13 protein-coding genes are annotated in these 13017 nt (G+C 60.4%); 7 read left to right on the top strand and 6 right to left on the bottom strand.

The window, feature by feature from the left end; genetic code table 11:
- The first annotated feature begins 45 nt into the window (after nucleotides 1–45).
- Nucleotides 46–501, top strand: coding sequence for a hypothetical protein (locus GQ39_RS10570; protein ID WP_047529571.1), 456 nt, complete (start codon nucleotides 46–48; stop codon nucleotides 499–501).
- A 233-nt stretch (nucleotides 502–734) separates the two neighbouring features.
- Here GQ39_RS10570 and GQ39_RS10565 read toward each other — a convergent pair whose 3' ends face one another.
- On the bottom strand, nucleotides 735–1232 hold the full coding sequence (locus GQ39_RS10565) for a BCAM0308 family protein (RefSeq protein WP_047529569.1): 498 nt from the start codon (nucleotides 1230–1232) through the stop codon (nucleotides 735–737).
- 596 nt (nucleotides 1233–1828) lie between these two features.
- Here GQ39_RS10565 and GQ39_RS10555 point away from each other — a divergent pair.
- The gene (locus GQ39_RS10555) at nucleotides 1829–2389 is read left to right on the top strand and encodes a nitroreductase family protein (RefSeq protein WP_047529565.1); all 561 of its coding nucleotides are present in this window, start codon (nucleotides 1829–1831) and stop codon (nucleotides 2387–2389) included.
- A gap of 28 nt (nucleotides 2390–2417) precedes the next feature.
- Here the strand turns inward: GQ39_RS10555 and GQ39_RS10550 are convergent, their stop codons facing one another.
- A complete protein-coding gene (locus GQ39_RS10550) occupies nucleotides 2418–3383 on the bottom strand; it encodes a ribose-phosphate diphosphokinase (RefSeq protein ID WP_047529563.1) in 966 nt (321 codons plus the stop codon).
- 42 nt (nucleotides 3384–3425) lie between these two features.
- A complete protein-coding gene (locus tag GQ39_RS10545) occupies nucleotides 3426–3992 on the bottom strand; it encodes a bifunctional pyr operon transcriptional regulator/uracil phosphoribosyltransferase PyrR (protein WP_047529561.1) in 567 nt (188 codons plus the stop codon).
- Between the two features lie 291 nt (nucleotides 3993–4283).
- Here GQ39_RS10545 and GQ39_RS10540 point away from each other — a divergent pair, with 291 nt between their 5' ends.
- Together GQ39_RS10540 and GQ39_RS10535 are read left to right on the top strand one after the other, a co-directional pair.
- Nucleotides 4284–4991 carry a phosphoribosyltransferase gene (locus tag GQ39_RS10540; RefSeq protein ID WP_047529559.1) on the top strand — a complete coding sequence of 236 codons (708 nt, stop codon included), beginning with the start codon at nucleotides 4284–4286 and terminating at the stop codon, nucleotides 4989–4991.
- Nucleotides 4984–5652, top strand: coding sequence for a dienelactone hydrolase family protein (locus GQ39_RS10535; protein WP_047529557.1), 669 nt, complete (start codon nucleotides 4984–4986; stop codon nucleotides 5650–5652). Before GQ39_RS10540 ends, GQ39_RS10535 begins: the two co-directional genes overlap by 8 nt.
- 12 nt (nucleotides 5653–5664) lie before the next feature.
- Here GQ39_RS10535 and GQ39_RS10530 read toward each other — a convergent pair whose 3' ends face one another.
- A complete protein-coding gene (locus tag GQ39_RS10530) occupies nucleotides 5665–7032 on the bottom strand; it encodes an erythromycin esterase family protein (protein WP_047529555.1) in 1368 nt (455 codons plus the stop codon).
- Between the two features lie 273 nt (nucleotides 7033–7305).
- Between GQ39_RS10530 and GQ39_RS10525 the strand changes: the two genes are divergently transcribed.
- Nucleotides 7306–7950: a c-type cytochrome gene (locus GQ39_RS10525; RefSeq protein WP_047529553.1), complete on the top strand. Its 645-nt coding sequence runs from the start codon at nucleotides 7306–7308 to the stop codon at nucleotides 7948–7950.
- A gap of 134 nt (nucleotides 7951–8084) precedes the next feature.
- Here the strand turns inward: GQ39_RS10525 and GQ39_RS10520 are convergent, their stop codons facing one another.
- On the bottom strand, nucleotides 8085–9011 hold the full coding sequence (locus GQ39_RS10520; RefSeq protein ID WP_047529551.1) for a universal stress protein: 927 nt from the start codon (nucleotides 9009–9011) through the stop codon (nucleotides 8085–8087).
- Between the two features lie 287 nt (nucleotides 9012–9298).
- Here GQ39_RS10520 and GQ39_RS10515 point away from each other — a divergent pair, with 287 nt between their 5' ends.
- Nucleotides 9299–10222, top strand: a complete 924-nt coding sequence (locus tag GQ39_RS10515; protein WP_047529548.1) for a universal stress protein — start codon at nucleotides 9299–9301, stop codon at nucleotides 10220–10222.
- 43 nt (nucleotides 10223–10265) lie between these two features.
- Nucleotides 10266–11150: a universal stress protein gene (locus tag GQ39_RS10510; protein WP_047529546.1), complete on the top strand. Its 885-nt coding sequence runs from the start codon at nucleotides 10266–10268 to the stop codon at nucleotides 11148–11150.
- 22 nt (nucleotides 11151–11172) lie between these two features.
- On the opposite strand, the gene ftsH is transcribed toward GQ39_RS10510, so the two are convergent.
- Nucleotides 11173–13014: an ATP-dependent zinc metalloprotease FtsH gene (gene ftsH, locus GQ39_RS10505; protein ID WP_047538722.1), complete on the bottom strand. Its 1842-nt coding sequence runs from the start codon at nucleotides 13012–13014 to the stop codon at nucleotides 11173–11175.
- Between the last annotated feature and the right edge of the window lie 3 nt (nucleotides 13015–13017).

Here is a 13017-nt window from a genome sequence, read left to right as displayed (position 1 = left end):
AATCGGCGCCATGCTTCTGGCAAAACCTGGGCGAGAGATCCGGTCATGACGAACAATAAATTCCTCAGCGGGGTTCTCGCGGTCCGGCACTGGGGCAGGGGCACCGTACTCAGGTTGCTGCGCCGGCCGGGCACGAAGTCCTGGAAGCGCGAGGCCAGCATCCTGATGTCGATCGTGCTGGTACTGACGGTGGGATATCTCACGGCGTTTCGCTACGCCTCCTACACGGTGCAGGATTTAGTGGGTACATGCACCGCGCGTTTCGAGATCGAGCTTGAAGGTGCCGACATCGATCCCCTCGAAGAAGCGCTGCCACGGTCCTTGTGCGAATGCCTGGCACAAACACTCCTCGACAAGAACGGTATCGTTCGCCTGGCAATGGTCAATCGGCACTGGTTTGATCCGCAGTCCCTCGAACCGGTGACGGAAGCGGAAGAGGCGTTTTGCATCAATGCCCTGTGGGTGCCCGATTCCGGATTGGCCACGCGCCTGGCCCTCTGAATGAAATTGCCGAATGGAGTCTGGTAGCACACAGGCAGCCCCCCGATCTCGCGCCAATGTATCTTCATTCCCGATGCAAGGCCACCGAAGGGCCGGCTGCCGAAACCGGACTTGAAGAGACACCAGCAGGTGAATGGCAATTGCCGCGTGGCGTGATCGCCCAGGCGCCAGGCTTCAGGAAACCGCGACGCCAGGTTTGATCGCGGCAGGGTCAGAGGCCATCGCGCCCGGTGTTATTCGTCACGTCTCCAAGTGGCGCTCAAGCCATACTCGTTATCGCCATACCGGTAGTCAGAGTCGCCTTTGTACGCGGCTTCCAGCGCATGGCCGATGCGATGGACAAGATGGATGCCGGTGGTGGTGACGATCAGGTCATCCCCTGAGTCAGTCAGGTTGATGATGCGCTCCAGGGCATGCTCGGCTTTTTCCTTTTTCTCGGTGTGTTCGATCAGGTTGACGATTTCAGTGCGATGGTTGAGCAAGAAGCTGCCCGAAAGTTTCAGCGTCCCCGCAGGCATGTTGTCATCGATGCGGCGGCACGCCGGGCACTTCACGGGTTGCGCGTCGTGGATGACCGTGTTTTCAGGGCTTTTCCAGGTCCAGTTGCCGGCTTGGTAAACCGAGTCGCACTGTGGGCAGATGGCCGAACCTTCAAAGCGCTGCGAACGATAGGGGTCGTGGGTGTCTGATTTGAACAGTTGGTTTTTCTGGCTCTGCTGATACTTGTCCATGGTGTTTCTCCGCGCCTGTGAGATTGAAAAAATCCAACCGTTGTGGATTTCACCCCTTCATTGGGACGCGATTTCTGGTCGCCCGGATTGATTTTTATCAACTCGGGGGCGAGTGCTGACAGTCGGTCAACGCACTGCTGTGGTGATTCTCCCGAGGTACCCCAAAAGGGGGATTTCCTAAAAGCTGCAGGAAGGCATTTGTTAGCGCTCTGGCAGGCGTGCAACCTGATGGCCCACAGTAAAATCCTGAGCGGCGCCATACAGTTGGCGGACGCCGTAGGTGTCACGCTGGGGCCCAAATCAAAATCGGTGCTGATGCAGAATAAAGGGGGCAATCCGACGGTGTGCAATGACGGCGTGGCCATTTCCACCCGCATTGCCCCTCTCGCGAGCCCGAGCCGCGCGTATCCAGTGTGCAGTGAGCCAATCGCGTCCTTCTGATGCAGATCAAACGCCTACGACGTCGTGTCACACCGCCGCAGGTGAGACTTCAGACGAAACGAAAGGCTGGTCGGCGTCGATTTGATCTAAATCAACAGCGGGTGCCGGTGGCTGGCCGACTTTATGGAACGCCCCCCATTTTGTGGTACGCATTCATGAACATTGACCAGGCCATTTCCGGACGGCGCTCGACGCGCGAGTACACGACTGAAGCGGTGGATGAAAAAATCATCCGTCGTTTGATCAACGCCGCTATCCAGGCGCCCAGTGCGGTGAACCAGCAGCCATGGACCTTCACGGTGATCCGCGATCAGGAACTGCTGGACCGGATCTCCCGTGAAGCCAAGGCCTACATGCTCGCGACAATGCCGGCAGGCCCGCATTCCGGGCACTTCCATGGGTTGCTGACTGACGAAAACTTTCAGATTTTCTACCACGCGCCAGCACTCATCCTCATTTCAGGCAATGTGCCGGGACAGTGGATTGTCGAAGACTGCTCACTGGCGGCCGAGAACCTGATGCTTGCCGCGTACGCAGAAGGGCTGGGTAGCTGCTGGATCGGTTTCGCCCAGAGTTTTTTCAATACGCCGCAGGGCAAGAAGACCCTCGACCTGCCGGCCGACTGGGCGCCAGTGGCGCCGATCGTCGTCGGCTATCCGGAGACCAACCCGATGCCCGTTGCACACAAGGAACCGGTGATCCGCTGGATGGGTTGATATTCACGCCCAAGGCCGATGCACCAGCCTAAACGCTATCAAAAGCGCCATTTTCAGCGAGCAAGGTGGCGATCAGGGCGGTGCTGTCGACGACGTGCACATGCTGCTTCACACAGTCGGCGGACAGGCGAAACGGCGGTACGCCGTCAGCAATCGCAATGTGCTCGAACAACGGCGGGTCAAACAACTGCTCGCCATTGGTGAACAAACCATGGGTGGCGGCGGCGAATATCCGGGCCGCTCCAGCTCTTTGACAGGCAAGGCCGGCACGTTTGAGCGTTTCCCCGGTGCTGATCAAGTCGTCGAACACAATGGCGGTCTTGCCCGCGACATCGCCGACCAGCAGGGTGCCCGTCAACGTCATGTGAACACGGTGTTTTTCCATCAATGCACTGCCCACCGGACGCCCCAGTTGTCGTTCCAGGGCCTGGCGAAACTGCTCGGCGCGCTTGGCGCCGCCGGAGTCCGGGGACACCGCCACCACATCGGCGTCGCCGACGTGCCCGGCGAAATGCCGGGCGAACAATTCCGCGCAGTGCACGTTCCGCGCGGGAATGCGAAAGGCATTGTCGAACGCCGCCGGGTTATGCACCTCCAGCGCCATCAGGCGATCGATGCCGCAGGATTCAATCAGGGTCGCCACGTAGCGCGTGATCGTTGGGTCCTGTGGTTGGCTGCGACGATCCTTGCGCCCGTAGCAGAGGTAAGGCGTGACCACCTGAACAGGGCGAGCGCCGGCATCCTTGAGCGCGCCGCAAAAAAACAACAGGCGGCACAGCTTGTCGTTTGCGCTCTGCCGGCCATCCCCATACAGGGAATGGAACACCACGACCTCGCGACCGTTGACCGATTCGAGCGGCCGGCATTTATGCTCGCCGTCTTCGTAGTCGCGCTCCTCATGAAGCGCCAGCGGGCAGCCCAGTCGCTGCGCGACACCGGTTGCGTAGTCCTCACTGCCTTGCAGAGCGAAAAGAAGCGGGCGATGGCTGAGCATGGATTGGCTCCTTTGAGGCACATCGAGCGAACAGTCGCGCCGTCATCGGGCGGCGCCATGACGCCAGACTTCAATGCAGAACTCCGTTTCATAGGGCGGGACATTGCATTCGACGATGTCCTGGGCGGCGACTTGCAGATGCACGCCGACAATGTCGGCACGAATCGGCTGCTGGCAGACATGCCGGTCGACCAGAACTGCAGTGTAGACCCGACGGGCACCGATCTGCGCCAGGTACGCGCAGGTGCGCAGGAGCGAATGGCCTTCGAACAGCACATCATCGACCACCAGCAGGGTGGTATTGGCCAGATCCAGTCCGATGAGCACCGGGTTCTCGGTCAATTCGGTGTGAGCATGCAACACCTTGAGATCGTCGGCATAGCGCTTGACCTTCAACGGGTAGATCGGCAGTTCCGGTTGCCCGGTCAGGCGTGATAAATGCTGCTGAAGACGCTGTGCCAGAGGCTCGCCGCGGCGCTGGATACCAATCAGTGCCGCTTGGGTGGGCGGCAACAAGGCCGCCGCCTGGTGCGCCATCGCCTGCAGTACGCCATCGAGTTCGTCGCTGTCATACAAACGCAAGCGCTGACTGGCAATGAGGGGCGACATGCACATCTCCTGTCGAGGACCGATTCCTTTTTAACCTAGTACCGTTCGGTCCGGGCCCTATTGATATTGATCAAGTGCGCTGACATGACGCTCGACGCCATTGCGTGAATACGCGTTTTTGCGCGGGGATTTGATATTAATCAACGCCATGACGACATCAACGGAGGAACCTGAATCAACGCGGGTGCCTGACCCGCGTCTGCGAAGCGCGTGTTGAATGACCGGATCATTCTGCACGCCACCAACCTGGCGTAACGTCACCCCAGGCCTCACCGTCGGTGGAGGTTTTCCATGACTCAAAGTCCCTCATTGCAAACCACCTTGCAGGACCGCGTCGAAGCCGGTCAACGTCTGGTGGAACCGTTGCTCAAATACGCTCAGCGACCCGATGTCATCGTCCTGGCGTTGCCCCGTGGCGGCGTGCCGGTCGCCTATCAAGTGGTCAAGGCCCTGGACGTGCGCCTGGACCTGATGCTGGTGCGCAAGCTGGGCGTACCATCGAACCCGGAGTTCGCCATGGGCGCCATTGCCAGTGGCGGTATCCAGATTCGCAATGAAGACGCGCTGCGGGCTCACCCGATTTCCCCGGCCGCATTCGAGGCCGTGGTGGCGCGCGAAACACAGGAATTGCAGCGGCGCGAACAACTGTACCGGGGCGCCCGGCCACCCTTGCAGCTCAAGGGACAGGTGGTGATTCTGATCGATGACGGCCTGGCGACGGGAGCCTCGATGATGGCGGCTATCCGCGCGGTGCGCCTGCAAGCGCCTGCTCGCATCGTCGTCGCCGTACCGGTTGCACCATCGGAAACCGTGGAGGCGCTGAGCTTCGAAGTCGATGAGGTGATCTGTCCGCTCATGCCTGAATGGATGATGTCGATCGGATATTGGTACTTGAGCTTCCCCCAGACCTCGGATGAAGAGGTCATCGAATTGTTGCATCGGGCCTGGCAGCGAGAAGCCGCGAGTGATGCCTCCTCTCGGGAGCCTTTCGATGATTGAATCTCAATCCCGACAGCTGGACTTGCAGGACGTTGAGCTATCGGCCGATTTACGTCTGCCGCTGAAGGCTGACGGTCTGGTGATCTTCGTACATGGCAGCGGCAGCGGCCGTTTGAGCCCGCGTAACCAGTTTGTCGCAGGGTCGCTGGCCAGGCGGGGACTGGGGTCGCTGTTGTTCGACTTGCTGACGGAGCCGGAGCAACGCCTGGATAACCTCACCGGCGAGCTACGGTTCGATATCGACTTGCTGGCCAGGCGGCTGGTGGAGGTGATCGACTGGGTCGGCCGGGACGCGGATTTGCGCTCGCTGCGCATCGGTCTGTTCGGTGCCAGCACCGGTGCGGCTGCGGCACTGTTGGCTGCTGTGGCGCGCGCGGACGTGGTGCATGCGGTGGTCAGCCGGGGAGGGCGAACCGATCTGGCGGGACCGGTACTGGCGCAAGTCCGGGCGCCGACCTTGCAGATCGTCGGCGCACGGGACCCGGTGGTGCTCGAATTGAATGAGCGAAGCTGCCATGCCTTGCGCTGCGAGCAGCGTCTGGACGTGGTGGCGGGCGCTACGCATCTGTTCGAAGAGCCCGGAACCCTCGAGGAAGTCGCCCGACTGGCGGGCGACTGGTTTGAAACGCATCTGCAAGGTGGCCGCCAGCAGGCACGATGAGCCTTGATCCGCTCAGACGCCAAACGGAAAGGTCTCGTCTTCGGGTTCGAGGGTCTGGCTCTTTGGCAGTGGCAGCGCCGTGACCGGCTGGGTCTGTTCAATCCAGATCATCGCGTCAAACTGTTCGACCAGCATCGCTTCGAAGTAGTGACTGCCACGCTCGGTTTCGGGGCGATAAATCACCCCGATGGCGCGCTCCAGCAATGGTTTGGACAATACCCGACGCAGTGCCGTGCGCTGAGGGTCGCGCCAGTCCGTCAACGACGCTGGCACGCCGGCCTTGAGGAACTGATGTTCCCAACTGTCCGGGCGAGACGGCCGAATGTCCTTGATATGCATCTCGCCGTCCCAGTCGTCGGCCGCGGCGACCTGGCCACGGTCGGTACTCATGCCGATCAGCACCACGTCGCGCCCATAGGCGCTGCGGCATAGCTGGCCGATGTTGAACTGGCCCTTCCAGCCCATTTCCGTGGCCGCCGCATTGCCGATGTGGGAGTTGTGGGCCCAGACCACGGCTTTGGACTGCGGACCGCGATGCTCGAGCAATGCCTGCAAGGTGTCGAACATATGCCGGTCGCGCAGGTTCCAGGAGGCGGTCGAGCCTCGATAGATTGCCCGATAGTACTGTTCGGCCGCCTGCACCACCCGAGCGTTTTGCGCCGCGTTGAAAAACGCCTCGTCGTCCTTGATGAGCCCGGCCAATTGTTCGGCGAGCATGGCGTTGAGCTGGTCCACTACCGATTGTTCACAGGGCATCAGGCCGGCGCGTTCGACGAAGTGACCGTACAGCGCCGGGTCGTCCTGCCAAGGGGTCAGGCAGCTATAGCGGTGCCGCGCTTCGTGGGCCAGTTTCGGGTCCACGCCGTCGAGATAACCCAGCACTTCATGAATCGAATTGCGCAAACTGTAAATGTCCAGGCCGCGGAATTCGACGCGACGTTCCGGGGCCAGTCGATGGTTGTACTGATGCAGCCAGTGGGCGAAGGCCTTGACCTCGGCGTTGCGCCACATCCAGGTCGGGAATCGGCTGAAGATGTGGCGCTTCCAGGCCGAGGACGCCAGTCCCCGGACATAACGATCGACATGGCCGGCATCCGGCCAGTCGGCCTCTACGGCCACGATGTTGAAGCCGTGCTGCTCGATCAGCCTTTGGGTGATGGCGGCGCGGGCTCGATAGAAATCGCTGGTGCCATGACTGGCTTCACCGATCATCACGACTCGCGCATCGGCATAGCGATCGAACATCTCACCAAAGGCAGGCGTGTCCAGTTCCGGCAGAGGCTCGGCGTATTGGCGCAGAAGCGGCGCGATGGCGGCCGTGTCGATGCGCCGGGGCGAGCCCGCAAATGTGTCCAGCAGGTCTTGCGAGGCTGTATTCATGACCGTCACCCCCTAACAGTGGGTTAACCCGCCAGCAGAATCACGCCGGGTGTCCAGGCTCGGCCCTGCGGGGCGCTTCGTCACCTGATTGCTCATTCCTACACCCTGATTCAGAGGGAAAATTGAGTTTCGTCAATAAAGGCTGCAACGGCTTGAGAGAAGGTGTCTGGATCAAGCATTCGCAGACTGCCCGATATGCCCTGACGCGATAGGCAGTGTTCCGAATGGGTTGTGATCAGCTGGACGCAGGGCGTAAACCATGGAGCCACCGCCATGAAGCGTACTTTCAACCAGGCACATTGTGTTGTTGCCCTCTGCGCAGCGATGCTCACGGGCTGTACCCATTCGAACGAGGAGTCAGGGCAACAAACCTCGCCCATGTCCGGTATCGCCATGGCGGACCAGGTGTGTGCCCAGTGCCATGGGCTGACGGGCGAATCGGTCTCGCCGACGTTTCCCAAGTTGGCCGCTCAGCAGAAGGAGTACCTGAAGTTGCAACTGGCTGCGTTCAAGAACCATGGACGCAGCGATAAAACCGGCGCCCAGTACATGTGGGGCTTTACCCGTTTGACGCAAAGCCAGATCGCCGAACTGGCGGACTATTTTTCAACGCAGAGCCCGATGAAGGCTGATGCCGATACCCCGGATGCGCGGGGTGAATTGATCTTTCGCCAGGGCTTGCCAGGAGCCGGCGTCGCGCAGTGCAGTTCTTGTCATGGTGCTCAGGGGCAGGGCAGTGGCCAGGTGCCGCGACTGGCAGGTCAGCATGCTGCCTACCTGGCGGGGCAGATCAAGATTTTTCAACAGACCGAATCGCATCCCCGGGGCGACCTGACCCAGCAGGTTGCCCACGCGATGACGGATGCGGATGCCGAATCGGTCGCTCATTACCTGGCATCGCTGGGGGCGAAGAAATAACGCCTTTTACACCGTCGGCGGTTGTCGAACATCGTCTGGATCAGCACGGGTCACCGCCAGCAGGCTGCCTGGAGCGGTGGCCGTTTTGCATGCTTGTTGCCACCAGCAAAGTGGCAGCCTGACCACGGCTTTAATCATTCAGCCAGTACCTGTGGCGAAACCACCCAGACACTGCATGGCATTTTGTACAGCAGATGTTCCACCGTACTGCCCACCAGATGGCTCATCCCGCGATGACCGACACGGCCCATGACGATCACGTCAATGTCATAGGCATCGGCGTAGCTGGCCAGGACCTTGGCCGGGTCACCCATGATCATGTGCTGGCGCTTCGGCGCAATGCCGTTGCGTTCGGCCAGTTCGTGGAAGGCATCGGCCTGAGCATCGAACAGGGTCTTGGCTTTGCTCGAGGAGAAAAACGTCGTGGCGTTATCGAAGCCGAATTCGTCGGCGCTGATGGAGGAAAGGTCGTGTGCATAGATCACGTCGAGCTCGGCGTTACAGGTAGTCGCCAGTTTTAAAGCCTCGTGCAGTATCCGGTCATTGAAACTTTTGTACTCGCCGTCGCGGTGGAAAGGATCGACGGCGGCGACGATGCGGCGCGGCAAGTCATGCTGTACCTGGCTGACAAAGTGCAATGGCACCGGACATTCACGCAGAAGATGGATGTCCAGGGGGGTGAACATCAGGCGTGACAGCAGTGTCTCGTGTTCCAGTGCCTTGATCAGCAAGGCCATCGGCTGCTCTTTGATATGAATGAGGATTTCCTGCAAGGGTCTTTCCACCCAGACCACTTCGGTGGTGACGGGTATGCCGATTTTGCGCAACGGACGGGCCTGAGCCTCCAGCCATTGGCGATGGCGCTCGACATAGTCGATCCGCATCTGCTCGCGCGACTCGTCATTGACCACGCCAGCACTCGCCAGGCCCTCCAGGTAGTCGAATGCGACGATGTGCAGTGCTGCGCCCGAAGCCTTGGCCAGCGCGGCGGCCCGGTCGAAAGCCGGTGTGTTTTCCAACTGGTGCGAAACGACCAGCATGAAACGTGGTTGATCAGGCATGGCACCTCTCCCGTCGATAATGGTTTGGACGCTAATGCGCAGTGGCGTGATGCACCCGCTCGGTGAACCCAGCCTTTATCCTGCGTCGGTCTCTGGAGCGGGGCTTGATCTTTGTCAATCAGAGGTGGCAAGGACAACGGTGCCCGACATGCGGTGGGCGTGATGTGGCTGGCCGTTTGCTCATCTGACCTGAGCTCAACGAGAACTGACAAAGATCAAGTCGACGGAACGTGGTGCGTTCATTCTGTAGGCCTGTTCCATGCCATTTCCGTGTGCCGAGGTGCCCCATGTCGCAACACCAGCGCTTACTGTTGATTGCCCCCACCACCATGACCCGTACGCCCGCATTCGACCGGGCTGGCGCATTGGCCCATGCCCTGCAGTTGCCCCTGCACATTGTGGCGTTTGATTATGTCCAGGCCTTGGCGGTAGCCGGTTTTTTTGCCCCCGAGCAAATCAGCCAGGCCATTGATGGCTACCTGAAAACCCATCGGCAATGGCTTACCGAACAAGCCGATTCCTTGAGCAAACTCGGCGTTGAGGTCACCAGCGAAGTGGTGTGGGTCCAGCACCCGTACGAAGAGATTGTGCAATTCGTCAATGAAATGCCGGTGGCGATGATCATCAAGGATGCGCAGGAAGAACCTGCCTTGAAACGCGTGTTCTTCGTGCCACTGGATTGGCAGCTGTTACGCGACTGTCCGGTGCCGGTGCATCTGGTGACCCATCCGCTCAACGCGCGCCCGCGCAATGTGTTGGCGATCATCGACGTGCTGCGCGGTGAAGATCAGGATCATGTGTTCAACGATCAGATCATCGACGCCGCCGTGAAGTTGGCCGAGGTGTGCAATGCCCGGCTGGAGCTGTTGCATGTGTTTGACTGGACATCCTTGTACACCCAGGACATGGGTTTTGGCGCATTGCCGCTGGCCACCGGCATTTATGAAGCGTTGGGATCGGTTCAGCACGAGGCGTTTGCGGCGATTGCCGAACGCCATGGCGTGCCACCTGAATGTCGCCACTTCCTGGAGGGCGTGCCAGTGCCGAGCATTTGTGGTTTCGCAGTCGAGCACCACACGGATGTCATTGTCATGGGCACGGTTCAGAACAAAGGATTGGAAAAGTTGCTGGGGGCCACGGCCGAGCAATTGTTGCATCGGGCGCCCTGCGATGTGTTGGCGATCAAGCCAGACCGGATGTTGCAGTCCTGAGCGGGTCGCTGCAATCGAACACTCACCTGATTAGAGGCAGATCATGAGCCAGTACCAAAAGCTGTTATTGATCATCAACCCGGCCTTGCGTCATTCCCCGGCGATCAATCATGCGGCCGCGCTGGCCAAGGCCAGCGGCGCCAGTTTGCATATCGCGGGTTTGATTGGGCCGCTGGACCTTTTGTCCTTTCTTGAACAGGGTGACCGGGAAACGGCGCGGGAAGCCTACCTGCAGGATCACCGCGACTGGGTCAAGGCGCAAACCGACAATTTGCGTACCCGGGGACTCGAGGTGACGATCGAGGTGGCCTGGGCCGATGACCTGCGCGAAGACATCCTGGCGCATGTCGCGGAAATGCAGCCTGACCTGTTGATCAAGGAGGTTCAGCATGAGTCCTTGCTCAAGCGCGCCTTTTTCACCCCCCTGGACTGGTACTTGCTGCGGCACTGTCCGATACCGGTGTACCTGGTGGGCGCCAGCAGCTTCGTCTTGCCGCGCAAGATTGTCGCGGCGGTGGAGGTGTCAGATAAGGAATCGCCGGACAACGAACTCAATGAGCGGATCATTCAGCAAGCGACTTCCCTGGCCCTGCAATGTGGTGCCGACCTGCATCTGCTTTTCGCCTGCGACATTTCGGCGGGTTATCTGGCAGACATGGACGGCCTGGCGCTCGCTGATCTCACCAGGGAGATGCGCAAGGATCTCGAGAAAAACTTCCTCAGGTTGGCGAGCCAGTACGGGGTGGCCGCCGATCATCGACACTTCGTCATGGGTCACCCCGTCTCGGCACTGAGCGAGTTTGCCAACGAGCAGAACGTCGATGTGATCGTGATGGGAAAAGTCCAGTCCGGTGGCGTGGACAAGCTTCTGGGCAGTACGACCGAACACATTCTTTATCAGGTCCCTTGCTGCGTCATGGCGGTCTAGAAGCGTTGAAGGGTGACAGGCCTCAGGATGAGGTCACTGTCACCCGTGCGAATGCCGGAGTGGGCTTTAGCGGCAGGAGCGCAGGAAACTCTTCAGGCGTCAGGGTTTCCTTTTCCAGCAGCAGACGCGCACCGGCGTCCAGATCGGCACGACGACTCTCAAGCAAGGCCTTGGCCCGTCCATAGGCTTCATCGAGCAGGGCGCGAATACCCAGGTCTACCTCCCTGGCCGTTTGTTCCGAGTAATCTTTCTCGCCCATGCCCTGCATACGCTCGCCCAGGTACGTCGCGCTCTGGCGTTCCAGTACCGATTGACCGAGCTCGGGGCTCATGCCGAACCGGGTGATCAATTGCCGGGCGATATCCGTCGCGCGGGCCAGGTCATCGGCCGCGCCGGTGGAAATCTGGCCATAGGCAAGGAATTCGGCCGCACGCCCGGCCATCAGGACCACGATCCGGTCCTTGAGCATCTGGCAACTGATGAGGAAGTGATCTTCGGTCGGCCGCTGCAATGTATAGCCCAGCGAACCGATGGCGCGCGGCACGATCGACACCTTGTGCACCGGGTCCATGGCCGGCAGGCTGCTGGCCGCCAGGGCATGCCCCATCTCGTGATAGGCCACCACCTGGCGCTCTTCGGGGCGCAGCACACTGCTCTTGCGCTCAACCCCGGCGACAATGCGCTCCACGGCGGCGGTGAAATCGTCGAGGCTGACCGCGTCGGCGCCACGGCGGGTGGCCACGATGGCCGCTTCGTTGACCAGGTTGGCCAGGTCGGCACCGGTGAATCCCGTGGTGATGTCGGCTATTCGCTCTTCATTGAGGCCGGGTGCCACGGTGATCTTTTGCAGGTGGACCTTGAGGATCGCCTGGCGGCCCTTTCGGTCAGGGCGATCGACCAGAATCTGCCGGTCGATGCGACCGGCCCTCAGCAGGGCAGGGTCCAGTACCTCCGGCCGGTTGGTCGCGGCCAGCAGCACCACGCCCTCACGCGGGTCGAAACCGTCCAGTTCGGCCAGCAACTGATTGAGGGTCTGCTCCTTTTCGTCATTGCCGCCGAACGCGCCGACGCCGCGCATTTTGCCCAGGGCGTCGAGTTCGTCGATGAAAATGATGCAGGGCGCGGCCTGCCGCGCTTGCTCGAACAAATCGTGCACACGGGCGGCACCGACGCCGACGAACATCTCGACAAACTCCGAACCGGAGATCGAGAAAAACGGCACGCCGGCTTCACCGGCGATGGCCTTGGCGACCAGGGTCTTGCCGGTGCCCGGCGGGCCGACCAGCAACGTGCCCTTGGGAATATGGGCGCCCAGGCGTCCATATTTCTCCTTGTCCTTGAGGAACGACACAATCTCCACCAGTTCGGCCTTGGCTTCATCGATGCCGGCCACGTCGGCGAAGGTGATCCCGGTGTCGCGCTGGACGAACACCTTGGCCCGGGACTTGCCGATGCTCATCAGCCCGCCCATGCCTTGTTTTTCCGCCAGCCCGCGAAACAGGAAGTGCCAGAGCACCATGATCAGGACAAAGGGCAGAACCCAGCCCAGCAGGTTGGCGAGGAAGGTGTTTTCGTTGACCCCGGTGAACCCGACGCCTGACTGGGCGAGGTCGGTGGCCAGTGTCGGGTCGACACGCACGGTCGAGAATTGGTTGTGCCCGTCAATGGGTTCCTGGAGTTTGCCGTTGATCTGGTCTTTCTCGATCTGCAAGTCGCTGACTTTCTGCTCGCTGAGTAACTGCAGGAACTGGCTGTACGGAATGCTCTGCACCGCACGCCGTTCGATAAACAGCATTTGCACCGTGCTGAGCACGACAAACGCGATCAAGAAGTAGGACAGGTTCCACTGGTGATTTTTTTTCATGAA

Origin of the sequence: Pseudomonas sp. 11/12A (assembly GCF_000800055.1) — a bacterium.
GTDB lineage: Bacteria > Pseudomonadota > Gammaproteobacteria > Pseudomonadales > Pseudomonadaceae > Aquipseudomonas > Aquipseudomonas mohnii.
This window is presented reverse-complemented; position numbering and strand designations above follow the sequence as displayed.

Coding starts and splice junctions, on each gene's coding strand:
- GQ39_RS10525 (WP_047529553.1), top strand. CDS start 7,306: ATGAAGCGTACTTTCAACCAGGCACATTGTGTTGTTGCCCTCTGCGCA.
- GQ39_RS10515 (WP_047529548.1), top strand. CDS start 9,299: ATGTCGCAACACCAGCGCTTACTGTTGATTGCCCCCACCACCATGACC.
- GQ39_RS10510 (WP_047529546.1), top strand. CDS start 10,266: ATGAGCCAGTACCAAAAGCTGTTATTGATCATCAACCCGGCCTTGCGT.
- GQ39_RS10550 (WP_047529563.1), bottom strand. CDS start 3,383: ATGCTCAGCCATCGCCCGCTTCTTTTCGCTCTGCAAGGCAGTGAGGAC.
- ftsH (WP_047538722.1), bottom strand. CDS start 13,014: ATGAAAAAAAATCACCAGTGGAACCTGTCCTACTTCTTGATCGCGTTT.
- GQ39_RS10535 (WP_047529557.1), top strand. CDS start 4,984: ATGATTGAATCTCAATCCCGACAGCTGGACTTGCAGGACGTTGAGCTA.
- GQ39_RS10545 (WP_047529561.1), bottom strand. CDS start 3,992: ATGTCGCCCCTCATTGCCAGTCAGCGCTTGCGTTTGTATGACAGCGAC.
- GQ39_RS10520 (WP_047529551.1), bottom strand. CDS start 9,011: ATGCCTGATCAACCACGTTTCATGCTGGTCGTTTCGCACCAGTTGGAA.
- GQ39_RS10530 (WP_047529555.1), bottom strand. CDS start 7,032: ATGAATACAGCCTCGCAAGACCTGCTGGACACATTTGCGGGCTCGCCC.
- GQ39_RS10570 (WP_047529571.1), top strand. CDS start 46: ATGACGAACAATAAATTCCTCAGCGGGGTTCTCGCGGTCCGGCACTGG.
- GQ39_RS10555 (WP_047529565.1), top strand. CDS start 1,829: ATGAACATTGACCAGGCCATTTCCGGACGGCGCTCGACGCGCGAGTAC.
- GQ39_RS10540 (WP_047529559.1), top strand. CDS start 4,284: ATGACTCAAAGTCCCTCATTGCAAACCACCTTGCAGGACCGCGTCGAA.
- GQ39_RS10565 (WP_047529569.1), bottom strand. CDS start 1,232: ATGGACAAGTATCAGCAGAGCCAGAAAAACCAACTGTTCAAATCAGAC.